Here is a 16,733-nt window from a genome sequence, read left to right as displayed (position 1 = left end):
AGGATTCCCCGATGGCACTTGAGGTCGCAGCCAGCACCTTTCCTTACCTTTACTCAAAATCCGGGCTCGATTCCCTGCGCCATCTGCACGGCATGGGTTACGACAAGTTCGAGCTGATGATCTTTCCGCCGCACTGTTGGCCCTCGGAACTGTCCGAGGCCGACGTGAAGGCGTACAAGGCCTGGCTCAATGGCGAGGGCACCAGCATCACCTCGTTCTGCTATCCGCTGATCGACAACAACCCGAACTCGCCCGACCGCCATATGCGGCAATACACGCTCGACCGCTACCGCGAGGCGATCGACCTCTCGGCGGAGCTGAACTGCCCCTACGTTGTGATGATCCCCGGCGTCTACGGCGGGCTGATCGACCCACCGAAGGACTGGCTGGACGACTGGTTCGTCGAGAGCGCGCAGAAGGTCGTCGAACACGCCAAGGGCGCCGGCATCCGCGTCCTGCTGGAAAACGTGCCGTTCACCCACCGGCCTTCGGCGCAGGACATGAAGGATCTCTGCGACCGGATCGGCGATGTCGGCGTCAACTTCGACGTCTGCAATTCGGCCTACATCAAGGAAGACGTGGGCGAAGCAATCCGGATGTTGGGCGATCTGGTCGAGAATGTGCATATCTCGGACAGCCCGGCGGATGTGTTCAAACATGACGCGCTCGGCACCGGTATCGTCGATCCCGGCCCCGCGATGCAGGCGCTGAAGGACATCGGCTATGACAAGATGACGGTGTTGGAGATCATTACCGACGCCAACGATCCCGCCGCCGACCCCGACGGCGACATCCGAAAATCCCACGCCATCCTTGCCGATCACGGCTGGGCGGCGCTGTAACCCCCGGAGAGACCCGATGAAAGAGTTCCGCGGAAGCTATTCCGTCAACGTCACCCCCTTTACCGAGGGCGGTGACGACATCGACCTTGCCGCCAACCGCCGCTTCATTGACTGGCAGATCGCACAGGGCGTGCCGGGTGTCATCATCCTTGGCACGACGGGCGAGTTCCTGACCGTGTCGGACGATGAGCGCCGTCGTTTTGTCGAGGACACGGTGGCGCATGTGAACGGGCGGATCGACGTGCTGGTCGGCGCGTCCAACGCCCATAGCCCCACCGCCGCCCGCTATGCGCGTGAGGCAGAGGAGGCCGGGGCGCAGGGGCTGATGATCATTCCGCCCTATTACTACACCCCCACCGAGGACGAGATCGTCGGCTATTACGACACGATCACCAAAACCTGCGATCTGCCGATCATGCTGTATAACAACCCGGTGACGTCGAACGTCGACATGTCGGCCAAGCTGGTGGGTCGGCTGACCCGCGAATTCGACACCGTGCGCTATATCAAGGAGGCGTCGATGGACGTCGCCCGTGTCTATGACATCGTCGAGGAAACCGAGGGGATGATGAACGTCTTCGCGGGCGAGCGCATTGTCGAGAGCTTCCTGCTGGGCGCCGTGGGCTACGTGAACCCCTTCGGCAACTATATCCCCCGCGCATCGACCCGGATCTGGGATCTGCTCGAGGCTGGCCGGATCGAGGATGCCAAGCGCATCCAGCGCCATATCACCGTGATCGAGCATGTCATCGCCGAAGGCCATCCGACCTATGGCCACCAGTGCTATTCCAAGGCGCTCGCGGCCAAGGCGGGCTATCCCGTGGGCGACGTGCGCCCGCCGCTGACGACGTTCGCCTCGCTGGGCGCGGATGATCTGGCGAAGGCCGAAAAGCTCAAGGGCATCATGGATCAGCTTGACGTCCTGATGGATGAACTGGAAAGCAAGGCAGCATGACTGATATTCCGCTTTTCACCCCATTTACTTTGCGTGGCGTGACCTTCGCGAACCGGATCATGCTGGCACCGATGTGCCAGTACCAGGCCATCGACGGCGTGCCGAACGACTGGCACCGGGCGCATCACGGGCGCTATGCCACCTCGGGCGTCGGCTCTGTCGTGGTCGAGGCGACGGGGATCAGCCCCAACGGCCGGATCAGCCCCGGCTGCACCGGCATTTACAATGACGAACAGGTTGCCGCATGGCGCGAGATCACAGATCTTTACCGCGCACAGGGCATCCCGATTTTCGTGCAGATCAATCACGCGGGGGCAAAGTCATCCACCATGCGGCCCTGGGACGGGGCCGGACCGCTGGAGCCGGGCAGCGCCGAGCCGCCCTGGCCCACCGTTGCGCCCTCGACCGTGCCCGCCCGTGAAAGCTGGCACACGCCCCGCGCACTAGAGGTCGCGGAGATGGATGCCATCGTCGAGGACTTCGCCGCCGCCGCGCGTCGCGCGATGGAGGCCGGTTTCAACGGCGTCGAGATCCACGGCGCGCACGGCTACCTTCTGCACGAATTCATGTCGCCCTTCTCCAACAGGCGCACCGACGACTACGGCGGCGCTGTCGAAAACCGCATGCGCCTGCCGGTCCGCGTTGCGCGCGCGGTGCGCGCCGCCCTGCCGGACGACGTGCCCCTGCTCTATCGCGCCTCCTGCGTCGATGGCGAAGGCGGCGGGCTGACGCTGGATGACACCGTGGCGCTGGCGCATGCGTTGAAGGCCGAGGGTGTCGACATGATCGATGCGTCGGGCGGCGGCATTCCGGCCGGGATGCGGCTGGCGGCGCAGAAGCCGGAAGCCGGTTTCCAGGTGCCCTTCGCCGAGCGCATAAAACGTGACACCGGTCTGGCCACCGTCGCCGTCGGCATGATCACGGAGGCCGGGCTGGCCAACGATATCATCGCCGAGGGCAAGGCCGACCTGGTGGCTCTGGCCCGTGGGATGCTGCGCGATCCGGCATGGCCCTATCACGCCGCGCAGGATCTGGGACATCCGGAACCTGCCTCGATCCTGCCCAAGCTCTACGCCTTCTATCTCAAGCTTGCTTCCTGAGGCGCGGGCTGTCTGGCACCGCCGGACGGCCCCATATAAAGCGGCCCGGCACTGCGATGTGCCGGGCCGTTTCTTTTTGTCTGCAGCGCGCCGCGCGGGGCGGCGCACCGCGACGTGCTCAGTTCGACGACATGTGCTTTTCGAAGCGGTTCTTGAAATCGGTCGCTTCGGGCTGGTCGGTCAGGATTACGTCCCAGCTTTTGCGGGCTTCTTCCATGAACGGCGCGAGGTCCGGCTCGATGATCTCGACGCCGGCGGCGGCGGCGGTCTCCAGCCCTTCGTCGGCCAGCTTGTCATGCGCTTCGATCCCGACCGCGATGGCATCGTTGGCGGCGGCCTGGATCATTTCCTGCACATCGCCGGGCAGCCCGTCCCAGAAGGGTTTCGACAGCACGAAGACCGTGGTCGACTGGTGCGCCTTGGTCATGGTGTAGCTGTCGACCGCCTCGTAGAAGCCGTCCGCCACGATGGCATCGGGCGAGATTTCCAGCGCGTCGACCACGTTGTTCTGGATCGCCATGAACAGCTCGCCATAGCTCATCGGCGTCGGCTGCGTGCCCATCGCCTTGTAAGCCTCGACGAAGCCGGGGGTCGGCAGCACGCGGATCTTCAGGCCCTGCATGTCGTCGATGGTCTTTACGCCAGCCGGTGCCTTGGCCGCGACCGAGCGTTCGTAGATCGACCCGAAGCCAAGCCCGTGCATGCCGTAATCGTCCAGCAGGTCGAGCATTTCGCGGCCCATTTCGGATTGCAGCACACCGTAGGCCTGTGCCTTGTCCTCGAACAGGTAGGGCAGCGACAGCGCCCGGTAGGCCGGCACCACGGTTTCCAGCGTCGAGCCGCCGACAAAGCCGCCGGTCAGGATGCCGGTGCGCATCGACTGGATCGCCCGGCCTTCGTTGCCGGCCTGACCGCAACACTGGATTTCGACCGCGATGTCACCGCCCGAGCGTTCCTCGATCAGCGATTTGAACTCTTCGAGCGTCACTTGGTACGGGCTCTTGTCGCTCAGCACGTGGGCCAGCGTCATTTCGTAGGTCTGGGCGCTGGCTGCGCCTGCCCCGAACAGTGCCACGGTTGCCGCGGCCATGAAGGTTTGCTTGATCATCTTTCGGATTTCCCTGTTGTCTGGTTATCGGAGCAAGGCAAGCGATATGCCCGGGACGTAGGTGATGATCAGAAGGTTGACGATCAGCACCCCGAGGAACACCGCCAGCGGCCGCATCAGCTGCTCCATGCTGATGCGGGCAATGCCGCAGGCGATGAATAGGTTGACGCCGACCGGGGGGGTCACCATGCCGACGGCGAGATTGACGATCATGATCAGCCCGAAATGCACCGGGTCGACGCCGTAGCCCACCGCGATCGGGGCGAGGATCGGGCCGAGGATGACGATGGCGGCGAAGGTCTCCATGAACATGCCGACGACCAGCAGGAACAGGTTGACGAGGATCAGGAAGTAGACCGGGTTGTCGGTCACCGTGGTGAGCAACAGGCCGATCTGTTGCGGCGCGCGCAGGAGGTGCAGCGCAAAGGCGAACATGGCGGCGAAGGCCACGATGATCATCACCACCGACGAGGTGATCGCCGCTGCCGCGAAAATCCGCGGCAGGTCGCGCAACCCGATCTCGCGATAGACGACGACGCCGAGGAAGAGCGCATAGGCCACCGCCACGGCCGCCGCCTCGGTTGCGGTGAAGATGCCGCCGAAAATGCCTCCGAGGATGATCACAGGCATCAGCAGCGACAGGGATGCGCGCCACAGCGCCGCGCCAACCTCTGCCGCCCAGGGTCCGGGGCGGAAGGGCTCCACCTCGCCGTAGCCGCGCAGCCAGGCGATCAGGATCGCCGCCGCCATCAGCGAGCCGCCGACCATCAGGCCGGGCAGGAAGCCCGCGATAAACAGGTCGGTGATCGACACGCCTGTGATCACGCCATAGATCACCATCGCCACCGAGGGCGGGATGATCACGCCCAGTTCACCCGAGGCCGCCGTGGTGGCGGCGCTGAACGGACGCGGATACTTCTGCTTTTCCATCTCCGGGATCAGCATCGATCCGATGGCCGCAACCGTCGCTGCCGAGGACCCGGAAATCGTGGCAAAGAGCATCGAGGTCATGACGACGGCCGCCGCCAGCCCGCCGCGGATCCAGCTGACCAGCGCCTTGGCCAGGTCGATCAAACGTCTGGCAATGCCGCCGTTCTGCATCAGCCGACCGGCCAGCACGTAGAGCGGCAGCGCCATCAGCGCGAAGCTGTCGAGCGATTCGAAGACCACCTGCGGGATGGCGATGAAGGGAATGTTGCGATCCACGAGGGTGGAGATCGACGCGATCCCGAGCGCCATGGCGATCGGCACGCTGGCCGCGAACAGGCCGAGAAGGACGAGAACGAGCAGGATCATGTCAAAGCTCCGGCGCGGTGTCCGAGGCGAAACGGATGTCCCGCCCCTCGAGGCGCGTCTCGACGATCAGCGCGATCGAGTTGAGGATCATCAACACCATGCCCACCGGCATTGCCCAATAGACCCGGTCCTTGGTGATGCCGAGCACCGGGCTGGTTTCGGTGCGGCCCAGATCGATGAATTGCAGCCCGACCCAGAACAGCAGGGCGAAGAAGGCCACGCTCAGCACCATCACCGCATAGCGCAGCGGCACGCCAAGCTGCGCCGGCAGCGACCGGACCCCGAATTCCAGTGCGATCATGCGGGCGTGGCGGACGCCGACCGCAGCGCCGAGGAACACCATCCAGATCAGGACATACCGGGCCAGTTCCTCGGTCCAGGGCGCCGAGATGTTGATATCGAGCGCGGTCAGCACGAAACGCACCGTCACCTGCGCCATCACCGCCACTGCCACAACCGCCAGAAGCAGGGCGACGAGGGCGGTCACCGCCCGGTTCACCCAGTCCATGAGGTGCAGGAATTGTCGCAATCGTCCGTCTCCCCGGTCGCTTTCAGCGGTCTTCGGGCAATGCTGTTGTATTTTTCAGATGTTCGCAAGGCAAATTTTTGTTCGCTTAGTGAACAAATGGCAATTGGCTGTTTGGGCTGGGGTAATTCAGGGGTCTCTTGGCGAGATATGCTGTAATCGCACGACTGTAAGCGCGCTGGCTTGGCATGCGCGTGGGGATCAGCCGCCCCCATGGCAATTGACATCGCGAGGTATCCCAAGCACTTTGCGCACAAGAGTTCACATTTCGCACAGGTGCGTGCTTGCAAAATCAAGCGCGCAAACAGGAGGCAGACGATGATCCGGTTCTTCTACAACATGGCGCCAAACCCGATGAAGGTGGCGCTTTTCCTCGAAGAGGCGGGGCTTGAATACGAGCCGGTGCCGATCGAGACCCGCATGGGAGAGCAGCACAGCGAGACCTTCCGCGCGCTCAATCCGAACTCGAAGTTGCCCGTTCTGACCGATGGCGAAACCGTCGTGTTCGACAGCAATGCCATCCTGCTCTACCTGGCGGACAAGACCGGCCAGTTCCTGCCGTCGGCCGATCAGCGCGGCCAGTTGCTGTCGTGGATGATGTTCGTGGCGTCCGGCCTTGGCCCGTTCTCCGGGCAGGCAGTCCACTTTCGCAACTTCGCGCCCGAGAAGCCGCCTTATGCCGTCAAGCGCTACGACTACGAGGCGCGGCGCCACTGGCAGATCGTCGACGACAGGCTGGCGCAGGGCGAATGGATGATGGGCGGCGACTATACCATCGTCGACATGGCGGTCTGGGGCTGGGGCTCGCGGCTGACCTACATGCTGGGCGACGATGACATCATGCGGAAATACCCCAACCTCGACCGGATGATGAAGGCCATTGAGGCACGGCCGGCCGCGGAGCGGGCCCATGCGCTGGAAGAGCGCCATACCTTCAAGCCCGAGTTCGACGAGATCGCCATGCGCTCGCTCTATCCGCAGATCTTCGCGCCCGATCCGGTGTGACCAAGCGGCGCCTCCGTCCCCCGGAGGCGCCCCCGCCGTCAGCGGATGTAGCTCGCGCCGTTGACGTCCAGCGTCGCGCCCGACAGATGCCGGCACCGCCCCGACAGGCAGAAGGCTGCCAGCGCCGCGATATCCGACGGCGGCACGAATTCCCCCATCGCCAACCGATCCTCGACCACGTGTCGCCCGCCCTGGCTCTCGGCGAAATCGCGGCTCATCTTGGTGTCCACGACACCCGGCGCGATGATGTAGGTGTGGATGCCGTCGCGCGCATAGCCCGTTGCCACGGTTTGCAGCGCCGCCTTGAACGCCGCCTTGGAGGCCGCGTAACCGATGGTTTGCGGGTTGGTCACGCCCTTCTGCGCCGCCCAGCTGGAAATCCCCACGATTTCGCCGCCGCCGCGTTCGCGGAAATGACGCACGGCCGAACGCAGCAGGATCGAGGCCGAGAAGACGTTGACCTGAAAGGTTTCTTCCCAGACCCGATCCCAGTCCTCTTCCGGATCGTCGATGCCGCCGGCAAAGCGCATCACCGCCGCGTTGTTCACGACGCCGTCCAGTCCGCCGGTCAGTTCCACGGCCTCGGCGAACATCGCCTCGGCCCCGCCCTTGGCCGAAAGGTCGCCTTGCAGCAGGATCGCGCGCGCGCCCGGCACGCCGTCCAGCGCCGCCTCGGCGCCGACCCGGTCGCTGCCGTAATGCGCCACCACGCGCGCGCCCTGCACCGCCGCCTCGCGGGCGATCTCCTGCCCGATCCCCTTCGACGCTCCGGTTACCAGCACTGTCTTGCCCTGCAACATTCACCTTCTCCTTCACCGCGTACTTGACGCCTTGGCATAATTCGCACAAATGTTCACATAACGAACAAGAGGGAGTCGGGCAACATGAATGAGGCGCAATCGGTGTTGATCCTCGGCGCTGGCCCGATCGGCTGCGGCTTTGCCGCCGCCTGTCTCGCCGCGGGTTTCACGGTGACGCTTTGCGACCCGGCGGAGGCGGCCCGCGCCAATGCCCCCGGTGCGATCACCCGCCAGGCCGCCGCGATGAAGCTGGCCGGCCTGCCGGTGCCGCAAACCGAGGCGGAAGTCGTCGCGGAGCTGCCGGCACACATTGCGCAGCCACTGGTGATCGAGGCGGGGCCGGAACGGCTTGAGCCGAAACAGGGGCTCTTTCGCGCGCTTCTGGCGCGAAGCGGCAACGACACGGTGATTGCCACCGCGTCCTCCGCCATTCCGGTCTCGCAGATCCTGCCCGATGCGCAGGATCAGGCCCGCTGCCTCGTCGCGCATCCCGCCAACCCGCCGAGCCTGTTGCGGGTGTTGGAGATCGTGCCCGCCCCCGGCACCACGCCGCAGACACTTGACCGCGCCGAGGCGTTGTTCAGGCAGGCCGGTTTCGATCCCGCGCGGCTCGGCCACGAGGTGCCCGCCTTTGTCTTCAACCGGTTGCAAAGCGCGCTGCTGCGCGAAGCCTACCGGCTGGTGGACGAAGGCGTTATCGGGGTCGACGCGCTGGACCGGCTGGTGCGCGACGGGCTGGGCCCGCGTTGGGCGCTCTCCGGCCCGTTTGAGACCGCAGATCTCAACACCGCCGGCGGCGTCCGCGGCCATGCCGAGCGGCTTGGCCCGGCCTATGCCGCCATTGGCCGCGACCGGGGAGAACATGCGCCCGACTGGCCCCCGGCATTGGTGGACAAGGTCGAGGCCGAGCGCCGCGCCGTGCTGCCCGAGACCGACCTGCCCGCCCGGCGCGCCTGGCGCGAAGCGGCGCTGGCACGGTTGCTGGACGCGCGCCGCAAAATCCTCAAGGGTGGCGGCGCATGACCCTTCGCTTCACCTTCGACGGGCAGGAGATCACCTGTCCCGACACCTCGTCCATCGCCGCCGCCTTGACCGCCGCCGGACACCGCGCCTTTCGCGAAACCGACACTGGCGCGCGACGCGGCATCTTCTGCGGCATGGGGGTCTGTCAGGACTGCCTCGTCACGGTCGACGGCCGCCCGAACCAACGCGCCTGCATGACCCCGGTGCGTGACGGCGCCGAGGTTGCGACGCAGGCGGCGCGCCCGCCGCTCATACCGCCCACGCCGCGCGATCTGGCGGCACGGCGGTTGACCCCCTCAGTGCTGGTCATCGGCGGCGGCGCCGGCGGGCTTTCTGCCGCCATTGCCGCGCGCGACAGCGGCGCCGAGGTGGTGCTGCTGGACGAACGCAAGGTGCCGGGCGGCCAATTCTACAAGCAGTCCGCCGATCCCGGCGCCGACCCGCTGGACACGCAACAGGCCGACGGTCGGGCGCTGGTGCAGGCCGCAAGGGACGCCGGCGTCACGATCCTGAGCCAGACCGAGGTCTGGGGTGCCTTCGATGGCCCCGAGATCATGGCGACCGCCCCCGACGCCGTCTATGCCATTGCGCCCGGCACGTTGATCATCGCCACCGGCGCTTATGAACGCCCTGCGATGATCCCCGGCTGGACCCTGCCCGGCGTGATGACCGTGGGTGCGGCACAGACCCTGTGGCGCAGCTATCGCACGCTGCCCGGCAAGCGCTTGGCGCTGTTCGGCAACGGCCCGCTGGTAGCGCAGGTGGCGCTGGAACTGGCCGAGGGCGGTGCCGAGGTCGTCATGCTGGGTGAGGCCGCGCCCGCCCCCTGGATGCGCCCCCTGCCCGCGCTCGACATGCTTCGGCGTGATGGCGCGCTCGCACGCAAGGGGATCGCCATGCTGGCAGAGCTGCGCAGGCATGGCGTCCGCACCTCTCACGAAACCCTGCCCACGGCGATCCGCCAGACCGACGCGGGGCTCGAGGTGACTTACACCACCGGCACCAAGCACCGGACCATTAACGCTGACGCCGTCTGCCTGAACTACGGCTTCCAGCCACAGAACGAGATCCTGCGCCTGCTGGGCACCGAGATGACCTATGATGCGCAGTTCGATCACCTGCGCGTCACGAGGTCCGAGACCTGCGAGACCTCCGTGCCCAGCGTTTATGCCATCGGCGATTGCTGCGGGCTGGGTGGCGCGCCCGCGGCCGTCACCGAGGGCCGCATAGCGGGCCGCGCCGCCACAGGCGCAGTGCACCGGCCAGAGGATCACGCCGAACTCGGTCGGCACCGCGCCTTTCAACAGGCGCTGTGGCGAGTCTACGCCGCCGACCTGCCGCTGCCTGAAAGCGCCGCGCCCGAAACGCATATCTGCCGTTGCGAGGAAGTCACGAAGGCCGCGCTCGACGCCGCGCTGGCCGACGATCCGACCGATATCGGTGCTCTGAAACGTGCCACGCGGATCGGCATGGGGCGTTGCCAGGGCCGCTACTGTGCGCCCGCCGTCGCCGGGATCATGGCGCGCCGACAGGGCCGTCCGTTGGAGGATCTGTCCTACTTCGCCCCCCGAGTGCCGATCAAGCCGGTCGACATTGCCGCCATCACCGCCGCCGAAGCGCTGCTGGACGAGGGCGAATGACCGACCTGCTTGTCATCGGCGGCGGCATCACCGGGCAGGTCGCCGCCCTTACCGCCGCCGAGGCCGGTGCCCGCGTGACCATCGTCGATGCCGCGCGCAACGCCGGCTCGCACGCCAATGCCGGCAGCCTGCACGTCCAGATGCAGAGCCGCTTCCTGCGCCTGAACCCGCATCTCGCACAGAACCTCGAAAGCTCACTGCCGCTCTACCTCTCGGCGGTCTCGGAGTGGGAGACGCTGGACGCCCGCCTCGGCGGTGTCGAGCTGACCCGGGAGGGCGGATTGATGCTGGCGGAGACCGACGCGCAGGTGGACTTCCTGCACCAGAAGGCCGAGCGCGAGGCGCGCAAGGGGCTCGAGGTGGAGATCCTCACCCGTGACGACCTTCAAACCATCGCGCCTTGGCTCTCGCCGAAGATCACGGGCGCCGAGCTTTGCCGCGATGAGGGCAAGCTGAACCCTCTGGTGGCCAACCGCAAGATGCGGGCGGAACTGGACCGGCTGGGTGTGCAGACCCTGCATGACCGCATCTGCCGGATCGAGGACGGTTCGCGCCCGACGGCCCACGGCCAAGCCGAATACAAGGCCGACGCCGTGCTGATCGCCGCTGCCTGGGGCGCCGAGGCACTGGCCGCGCCGCTGGGGCTGACGCTGAGGACCCCGCCGGAGCCGCTGCACATGAACATCACCGAGCCCGGCGCATACCAGATCCAACACCTCGTCCAGCATGCAGAACGGCCGATCACGCTGAAGCAGTTCCGCTCTGGTCAGGTGGTGATCGGCGGCGGCTGGGACGCGGAACTGGCGCAGGACGAGGTCCGCGCGCCGGGAAACCGCCGCAGCAGCCTCTTGGGCAACGTCGCGCTTGCTGCAAGGATCGCGCCGGGGATCGGCGGGCTGCGGGTGCTTCGAACCTGGGCGGGCTACAACACGCCGGTGGACGGCAAGGCCACCATCGGGCCTCTGCGTGACGGGAGCCGTGTCTTCCTCGCCCTGCCGGGCGACGCGGGCTATACGCTGGGGCCGGTGGTGGGCCGCACGGCCGCCGCGCTGTCCATTGGAACGGAACCGCCCATCGACCCCGCGCCCTACAGCCCTTCTCGCTGGCGGGACTGAGCGCCTAATGCGCCAGTGACATCTGGATATCTTCGGCGGTCTCCTGCAACTTCGGCAGGTAGGTCCCGATCATCGTCTCTCGCGTCGCCCTGATCGAGGGGACCGCGATGTTGATCGACCCCGCCAGCACGCCCGAGCGGAACTTGAGCGGGATCGCGATCGACAGCAGCCCCTCTTCCAGCTCCTGATCGACCAGCGCCCAGCCCTGATCGCGGACTTCTTCGAGAATACCGCGCAGCTCGGCCTTGTTGGTCACGCTGCGCTGCGTGCGCGGCACCAGCCGGGCATTGGCGATGATGCCATCCCAGTTCTCTTCCGGCTGCGAGGCCAGCAGCACGCGTCCGTTGGCCGTGTAGAAGGCCGATTGCCGCGATCCGACGGTGATGCCGACGCTGATGATGTTATGTGCCTGCACGCCCGCGACATAGACCACTTCCAGTCCATCGAGAATTGCGGCGGTGCAGCTTTCGCCGGTCTGTTCGGACAACCGCTCCATAAACGGGCGGGCGCGATCCCAGATGCCGATTTTCGAGAGCACCGAAAAGCCGAGGTCGAGCACCTTGGGGGTCAGGTCGAACAGCTTGCCGTCGGTCACGACATAGCCTTCTTTGACCAGTGTCAGCAGGAACCGGCGCGCGGTGGCGCGGCTCATGTTGGTTTCGGCGGCGACCTCCGACAGGGTCATCTTTCGCGAGGTCCGGCTGAAGCTCGACAGAATTTCCAGCCCGCGCGACAGCGAACTGACGAAATCCCGGCTCGACAGCTTGTCCTGCTCGTCGCCCGCATCGGGGGCGACCGTGCCGAGGCGCGTGTCGCTGGTGGCCTGAACGGGTTTGGTCTTCACAGGTTTCGCCATCTGACTTCCCTTCTGGTGTGCGCGATCCGAACTATCATCGCAAATCTGCAAGCGGAAGCCATCTTAAACACTGGAGGCATCCAAAAAACGCTTGCGATTCCAAATTTAGCACGTCAATAATACGAACATATGTTCGATATGCGAACATTGCCAACAGGGAGTGTCACATGACCACCAAAAAATGGATGAACGCGGGCCTGCCGCGTCGCTCAGTTCTGACCGGGATGGCCGCGGCGGGCGCTGCGGCCCTCATGCCGCGCCGCATGATGGCGCAAGAGCAGATCACCCTGCGCTGGTGGTCACCGCAGTCCTCGCCCGAGCAGCTTGCAGCCTACAAGACCCAGATCGCTAACTTCGAAGCCCTGCATCAGAATGTGAAGGTGGTCTTCGAAAAGACCTCTGACGAAGGCTATGCGCCGCAACTGGCGGCTGCTTTCGCCAGCGGCGACGTGCCCAACATCGTCACCCACCTGCCCAGCTTCGCCGTGTCGAACTATTGGAGCAACGGGCTGCTCGAGCCGTTCAACGACGTGATCGAGATGATCGGGCCGGAAAAGTTCTATGACGGCGCCAACCGGATCTACGAGATCGACAAAGGCCAGTATGCCGGCACCGGCATCGGCAACTCGGCCGCCAACGTGATCTGGCTGCGCAAGGACCTGATGGAGAAGGCCGGCATCGACAAGAACCCGCGCACGTGGGACGAACTTCTGTCCGCTGTGCAGAAAATGCAGGGCGGCGGCATCTATGGCGCGCCCCTGCCCTACGGCCGCAATTCGATGACCTCGCTGATCTTCATCGGCGTCATTCACCAGGCCGGCGGCATGGTGTTCTCGCCCGATCTGGAGGTCGCCATCGACAGCCAGGAGACGCGCGACGCGCTGGAATTCTACAAGGCGATGCGCGAATTCTGCCCGCCGGGCGCCACCAACTATAGCTGGGGCGACAGCCTGACGGCCTTCGTCTCGGGCGCCTGCGCCACCGGCATCTATACCGGGCGCGTGCTGATCAACGTCAACAACCAGAACCCGGCGATCGCCGATCACGTGACCTGCGATCTCTATCCGACGAAATCGGCCGACATCGAACCCTGGACGTTCAACGACTTCCCGTCGGTGTTCATCCCCAAGGCGGCCAGCAACATGGAGGCGACCAAGCAGTTCGCGGCCTTTCTCTACGATCCCGAAGGCTACATCCAGCAACTGCACGCCGCGCCGGGCCACGTTCTGCCGGTGCTGCACACCATTGCCGAGGACCCGGCCTACCAGAACAATGACATCATCGACAAATACACCGCAGAGGTCGAAAAGATGTCCGCCGCCGCGGCCAACGGCTTCAACCTCGGGTGGGAAAGCACGGCGCACAAGCCCAACGTCAAGGCCGGCGAGATCGTCAATTCGGGCGTCATCGCCGAGATGGTGCAACGTGTCGTGCTGAATGACGAAAACGTCGATGCGGTGCTGGGCGAGACCGCCAAGCGCATCGAGGACATCATGGCGGGCTGACCTCCCCGGCCTCGCCATACCTCCGCCCGGCGGCTGTCTCCAGTATGCCGCCGGGCGACCCTTCGTTGCAGGACCTTCCATGACCGCACTCACCACCAACATGCCCCGCAACACGGCCTCGCCGCTGGAACGCGCCTACGCGCGTCTCGGCGTGCTGCTGATCGCGCCGACGATCCTCGTGTTCAGTCTGGTGATCGTCTATCCGCTGCTGGCGGCGATCTATCTGTCGGTTTTTTCGATCTACACCCCCACGCTGCAAGGTGATTTCGTCGGCGCCGGAAATTACATCGAGCTTCTGACCGGCAAGGCGTTCTGGAACTCGCTCGGCGTCACCCTGATCTGGACGGTCGGCACGCTGACCTTGCAGATCGTGGCGGGCGTCGGACTGGCGCTGCTCCTGCACCAGAACATCTGGTTCCGGTCGCTGGCGCGCAGCCTGGTGTTGTTTCCCTATTTCCTGTCCACCGTCGTGGCGGTCCTGGTTTGGAAATGGCTGTTCAACGATCTCTACGGCGCGCTGAATCACGGGCTGATGCAGCTTGGCATCATTGACATGCCGCTCGACTGGCTGGGCTCGATGCCCAATGCGATGATTGGGGTTATCCTTGTTGGCGCGTGGAAATACTTCCCCTTCGTGGTGATCGCCGTGTTGGCGCGTCTGCAAACCATTCCGGAAAACCTCTATGAGGCCGCCCGCATCGACGGCGCCGGCCCGGTGGCCCGCTTCTTCGACGTCACCCTGCCCCAGCTGCGCTCGGTGCTGACCGTCATCATCCTTCTGCGCGCCATCTGGGACTTCAAGGAATTCGACCTGATCTTTCTGCTCACTGGCGGCGGGCCGGTGACCTCGACCCAGACCCTGTCTCTGCTGGTCTACCAAGAGGCCTTCGGGCTGAACCGGATGGGCCAGGCCGCGGCCTATTCCGTCGGCATGATGCTGGTGATGCTGGTCTTCATGGTGCTCTACATCCGCCAGACCCGGGAGAAACAGGCATGAAGCTGATGCGCCCCATCCTTCTGAACCTCATCACCTGGTCGCTGGTGCTGCTGATCGCCTTTCCGCTGGTCTGGATGATCGTCACCTCGGTCAAGCCGCAGACCGAACTGTTCCGCATCCCGCCCACATGGATCCCCGAAAACGTCACGTTTGAACACTACTGGCGGCTGCTGACCGAAACGCCCTTTCTGCGCTATTTCCGCAATTCGGTGGTGCTGGCGACAACGACGACGCTGTTCGTCGTGGTGCTGGGCACGCTGGGCGCCTATAGCCTGGTGCGGTTCAAGTACCGTGGGCGTGAAACGCTGGCGATGCTGGTGCTCTTCACCTACCTCTTGCCTTCGGTGGTGCTGATCATCCCGCTCTATCTGATGATGGTGTCGCTGGGGTTGTCGAACACGCTGTTTTCGCTGATCCTTGCGCATACCACCTTTGCGCTGCCCTATGCGCTGTGGCTGCTGCGCAGCTTCATGGAGGGCATCCCCGAGGATCTGGAAAATGCCGCGCTGGTCGACGGCGCCACTCGGCTGGGCGCGTTCCGCGACGTGATCTTGCCCCAGCTTCTGCCGGGCATCATCTCGACCGCGCTGTTCACCTTCATCCTGTCGTGGAACGAATACCTCTACGCGCTGGTGCTGGTGAATTCCGAGGCTGTGGCCCCGCTGACCACCGGCGTGATGTCCATGCTCATCTCGGCGTTCAACATCGAATGGTCCCTGCTCATGGCGGCCTCGGTAATGATGAGCCTGCCGCTCATCGTCGTGTTCGCCTTCCTGCAAAGTTACCTGACCAGCGGCTTCGGTGCCGGCGGCGTCAAGGGCTGACGAAAAGGAGCCAACCTTTGGCCAATGTAACCTTCCGCAATGTCCACAAACGCTTCGGCACTTATGTCGCGCTGGAACAGCTGGACCTCGATATCCGCGACGGCGAATTCGTCGCCCTGCTGGGGCCCTCGGGCTGCGGCAAGTCCACCACGCTGAGGATGTTGGCGGGTCTGGATTTTCCGACTAGCGGCGAGATCATGATCGGCGACCGGGTGGTCAACGATCTTGCGCCGGGCAAGCGCGACATCGCCATGGTGTTCCAGTCCTACGCGCTCTATCCGCACATGACGGTGGGCGAGAACATCGGCTATCCGCTGAAGAAACGCGGCATCAAGGGCAAGGCCCGCGCCGATGCGGTGCAGAAGGCCGCCGAACTTCTGCAACTCGAGGCTCTGCTCGACCGCAAGCCGAAACAGCTTTCCGGCGGCCAGCAGCAGCGCGTTGCGCTGGGCCGCGCGCTGGTACGCGAGCCGCGGGTCTTCCTGCTGGACGAGCCGCTGTCGAACCTTGATGCCAAGCTGCGCAGCTACATGCGCGCCGAGCTGATCGAACTGCACCGCCGGCTGGGCAAGACGATGGTCTATGTCACCCACGACCAGCTGGAAGCCATGACCATGGCCAGCCGCATCGCGGTGATGCATGGCGGCCTCGTCCAGCAGTTTGACACGCCCGACGCGATCTACAACCGTCCCGCCAACCGCTTTGTCGCGGGCTTTATCGGCACCCCACCGATGAACCAGATCGACGGCACGGTGGACGGGCAAGATTTCCTGATCGCCGGGCACCGGATACCGATCGACCGCGCGAGCTTTTCCGCTGCCTTGGACAATGGCCCCGCCGTGCTGGGCGTGCGCCCGGAGGCCGTCACCATCGGCAGTGGCGAAGGCCTGCCCGCCACCGTGCGGCTGGCCGAGAACACCGGCCACGAGACCATCGTGACGCTGGAACTGCCAGATCACAGCCGCATCGCCGCGCGGGTCGATGCCGCCCGGCGGCTCGACGTCGGGCAGCCGGTCGCGCTGAGCTTTGATCCTGCCGCGATCCATCTTTTCGAGGCCAGCGAGAACGGCGCGCGGCTCAATCTCGATGAACCTCCCGCCTCGGTGATCCCGCTGCGGTCCAAATGAAAGCGAAAACAGAA

16 protein-coding genes are annotated in these 16,733 nt (G+C 65.0%); 11 read left to right on the top strand and 5 right to left on the bottom strand.

What is annotated here, in order from left to right; translation table 11 throughout:
• Positions 1–11 precede the first annotated feature (11 nt).
• From AC04PT_RS16925 to AC04PT_RS16915, 3 genes are read left to right on the top strand one after another with little or no spacing between them, the layout of a single operon-like run.
• Complete coding sequence (locus AC04PT_RS16925; RefSeq protein ID WP_482874913.1) at positions 12–842, top strand: sugar phosphate isomerase/epimerase family protein; 831 nt, start codon at positions 12–14, stop codon at positions 840–842.
• A 16-nt stretch (positions 843–858) separates the two neighbouring features.
• Complete coding sequence (locus AC04PT_RS16920) at positions 859–1,797, top strand: dihydrodipicolinate synthase family protein (RefSeq protein ID WP_482874912.1); 939 nt, start codon at positions 859–861, stop codon at positions 1,795–1,797.
• Positions 1,794–2,897 carry an NADH:flavin oxidoreductase/NADH oxidase gene (locus AC04PT_RS16915; RefSeq protein WP_482874911.1) on the top strand — a complete coding sequence of 368 codons (1,104 nt, stop codon included), beginning with the start codon at positions 1,794–1,796 and terminating at the stop codon, positions 2,895–2,897. The genes AC04PT_RS16920 and AC04PT_RS16915 overlap by 4 nt, the downstream gene beginning before the upstream one ends.
• Before the next feature lie 118 nt (positions 2,898–3,015).
• On the opposite strand, the gene AC04PT_RS16910 is transcribed toward AC04PT_RS16915, so the two are convergent.
• From AC04PT_RS16910 to AC04PT_RS16900, 3 genes are read right to left on the bottom strand one after another with little or no spacing between them, the layout of a single operon-like run.
• Entirely contained in the window at positions 3,016–4,005 is a 990-nt protein-coding gene (locus tag AC04PT_RS16910; protein WP_482874910.1) for a TRAP transporter substrate-binding protein, read from the bottom strand.
• 24 nt (positions 4,006–4,029) lie between these two features.
• Positions 4,030–5,301: a TRAP transporter large permease gene (locus AC04PT_RS16905; protein ID WP_482874909.1), complete on the bottom strand. Its 1,272-nt coding sequence runs from the start codon at positions 5,299–5,301 to the stop codon at positions 4,030–4,032.
• Position 5,302: 1 nt separating this feature from the next.
• A complete protein-coding gene (locus tag AC04PT_RS16900; protein ID WP_482874908.1) occupies positions 5,303–5,809 on the bottom strand; it encodes a TRAP transporter small permease in 507 nt (168 codons plus the stop codon).
• 336 nt (positions 5,810–6,145) lie between these two features.
• On the opposite strand from AC04PT_RS16900, the gene AC04PT_RS16895 reads away from it, so the two are divergent.
• A complete protein-coding gene (locus tag AC04PT_RS16895) occupies positions 6,146–6,832 on the top strand; it encodes a glutathione S-transferase family protein (RefSeq protein ID WP_482874907.1) in 687 nt (228 codons plus the stop codon).
• 38 nt (positions 6,833–6,870) lie between these two features.
• On the opposite strand, the gene AC04PT_RS16890 is transcribed toward AC04PT_RS16895, so the two are convergent.
• The gene (locus tag AC04PT_RS16890) at positions 6,871–7,632 is read right to left on the bottom strand and encodes an SDR family NAD(P)-dependent oxidoreductase (protein WP_482874906.1); all 762 of its coding nucleotides are present in this window, start codon (positions 7,630–7,632) and stop codon (positions 6,871–6,873) included.
• An 84-nt stretch (positions 7,633–7,716) separates the two neighbouring features.
• Here AC04PT_RS16890 and AC04PT_RS16885 point away from each other — a divergent pair, with 84 nt between their 5' ends.
• The 3 genes from AC04PT_RS16885 to AC04PT_RS16875 are packed head-to-tail and all read left to right on the top strand — an operon-like array spanning position 7,717 to position 11,410.
• Entirely contained in the window at positions 7,717–8,655 is a 939-nt protein-coding gene (locus tag AC04PT_RS16885; RefSeq protein WP_482874905.1) for a 3-hydroxyacyl-CoA dehydrogenase NAD-binding domain-containing protein, read from the top strand.
• On the top strand, positions 8,652–10,295 hold the full coding sequence (locus AC04PT_RS16880) for an FAD-dependent oxidoreductase (RefSeq protein WP_482874904.1): 1,644 nt from the start codon (positions 8,652–8,654) through the stop codon (positions 10,293–10,295). Before AC04PT_RS16885 ends, AC04PT_RS16880 begins: the two co-directional genes overlap by 4 nt.
• Complete coding sequence (locus AC04PT_RS16875; RefSeq protein WP_482874903.1) at positions 10,292–11,410, top strand: NAD(P)/FAD-dependent oxidoreductase; 1,119 nt, start codon at positions 10,292–10,294, stop codon at positions 11,408–11,410. The genes AC04PT_RS16880 and AC04PT_RS16875 overlap by 4 nt, the downstream gene beginning before the upstream one ends.
• 4 nt (positions 11,411–11,414) lie before the next feature.
• Here AC04PT_RS16875 and AC04PT_RS16870 read toward each other — a convergent pair whose 3' ends face one another.
• Positions 11,415–12,266 carry an IclR family transcriptional regulator domain-containing protein gene (locus tag AC04PT_RS16870; protein ID WP_482874902.1) on the bottom strand — a complete coding sequence of 284 codons (852 nt, stop codon included), beginning with the start codon at positions 12,264–12,266 and terminating at the stop codon, positions 11,415–11,417.
• Between the two features lie 167 nt (positions 12,267–12,433).
• Here AC04PT_RS16870 and AC04PT_RS16865 point away from each other — a divergent pair, with 167 nt between their 5' ends.
• From AC04PT_RS16865 to AC04PT_RS16850, 4 genes are all read left to right on the top strand, one after another.
• Complete coding sequence (locus tag AC04PT_RS16865) at positions 12,434–13,771, top strand: ABC transporter substrate-binding protein (protein ID WP_482874901.1); 1,338 nt, start codon at positions 12,434–12,436, stop codon at positions 13,769–13,771.
• Positions 13,772–13,850: 79 nt separating this feature from the next.
• Positions 13,851–14,768 (top strand): carbohydrate ABC transporter permease, encoded by a 918-nt coding sequence (locus AC04PT_RS16860; protein ID WP_482874900.1) that lies wholly within the window; start codon positions 13,851–13,853, stop codon positions 14,766–14,768.
• A complete protein-coding gene (locus tag AC04PT_RS16855) occupies positions 14,765–15,592 on the top strand; it encodes a carbohydrate ABC transporter permease (RefSeq protein WP_482874899.1) in 828 nt (275 codons plus the stop codon). Before AC04PT_RS16860 ends, AC04PT_RS16855 begins: the two co-directional genes overlap by 4 nt.
• Positions 15,593–15,609: 17 nt before the next feature.
• A complete protein-coding gene (locus AC04PT_RS16850) occupies positions 15,610–16,719 on the top strand; it encodes an ABC transporter ATP-binding protein (protein WP_482874898.1) in 1,110 nt (369 codons plus the stop codon).
• Positions 16,720–16,733: the final 14 nt, after the last annotated feature.

This window comes from Litorisediminivivens sp. KMU-197 (genome assembly GCF_056858395.1).
The sequence above is the reverse complement of the archived record's forward strand: the minus strand, read 5'-3'. Positions and strand labels throughout refer to the sequence as shown.

What these genes read in the sequence shown, in the direction of transcription:
- AC04PT_RS16925 (WP_482874913.1), top strand. Translation starts at nt 12, where the DNA reads ATGGCACTTGAGGTCGCAGCCAGCACCTTTCCTTACCTTTACTCAAAA.
- AC04PT_RS16900 (WP_482874908.1), bottom strand. Translation starts at nt 5,809, where the DNA reads ATGGACTGGGTGAACCGGGCGGTGACCGCCCTCGTCGCCCTGCTTCTG.
- AC04PT_RS16870 (WP_482874902.1), bottom strand. Translation starts at nt 12,266, where the DNA reads ATGGCGAAACCTGTGAAGACCAAACCCGTTCAGGCCACCAGCGACACG.
- AC04PT_RS16920 (WP_482874912.1), top strand. Translation starts at nt 859, where the DNA reads ATGAAAGAGTTCCGCGGAAGCTATTCCGTCAACGTCACCCCCTTTACC.
- AC04PT_RS16875 (WP_482874903.1), top strand. Translation starts at nt 10,292, where the DNA reads ATGACCGACCTGCTTGTCATCGGCGGCGGCATCACCGGGCAGGTCGCC.
- AC04PT_RS16915 (WP_482874911.1), top strand. Translation starts at nt 1,794, where the DNA reads ATGACTGATATTCCGCTTTTCACCCCATTTACTTTGCGTGGCGTGACC.
- AC04PT_RS16855 (WP_482874899.1), top strand. Translation starts at nt 14,765, where the DNA reads ATGAAGCTGATGCGCCCCATCCTTCTGAACCTCATCACCTGGTCGCTG.
- AC04PT_RS16880 (WP_482874904.1), top strand. Translation starts at nt 8,652, where the DNA reads ATGACCCTTCGCTTCACCTTCGACGGGCAGGAGATCACCTGTCCCGAC.
- AC04PT_RS16910 (WP_482874910.1), bottom strand. Translation starts at nt 4,005, where the DNA reads ATGATCAAGCAAACCTTCATGGCCGCGGCAACCGTGGCACTGTTCGGG.
- AC04PT_RS16895 (WP_482874907.1), top strand. Translation starts at nt 6,146, where the DNA reads ATGATCCGGTTCTTCTACAACATGGCGCCAAACCCGATGAAGGTGGCG.
- AC04PT_RS16860 (WP_482874900.1), top strand. Translation starts at nt 13,851, where the DNA reads ATGACCGCACTCACCACCAACATGCCCCGCAACACGGCCTCGCCGCTG.
- AC04PT_RS16890 (WP_482874906.1), bottom strand. Translation starts at nt 7,632, where the DNA reads ATGTTGCAGGGCAAGACAGTGCTGGTAACCGGAGCGTCGAAGGGGATC.
- AC04PT_RS16905 (WP_482874909.1), bottom strand. Translation starts at nt 5,301, where the DNA reads ATGATCCTGCTCGTTCTCGTCCTTCTCGGCCTGTTCGCGGCCAGCGTG.
- AC04PT_RS16865 (WP_482874901.1), top strand. Translation starts at nt 12,434, where the DNA reads ATGACCACCAAAAAATGGATGAACGCGGGCCTGCCGCGTCGCTCAGTT.
- AC04PT_RS16885 (WP_482874905.1), top strand. Translation starts at nt 7,717, where the DNA reads ATGAATGAGGCGCAATCGGTGTTGATCCTCGGCGCTGGCCCGATCGGC.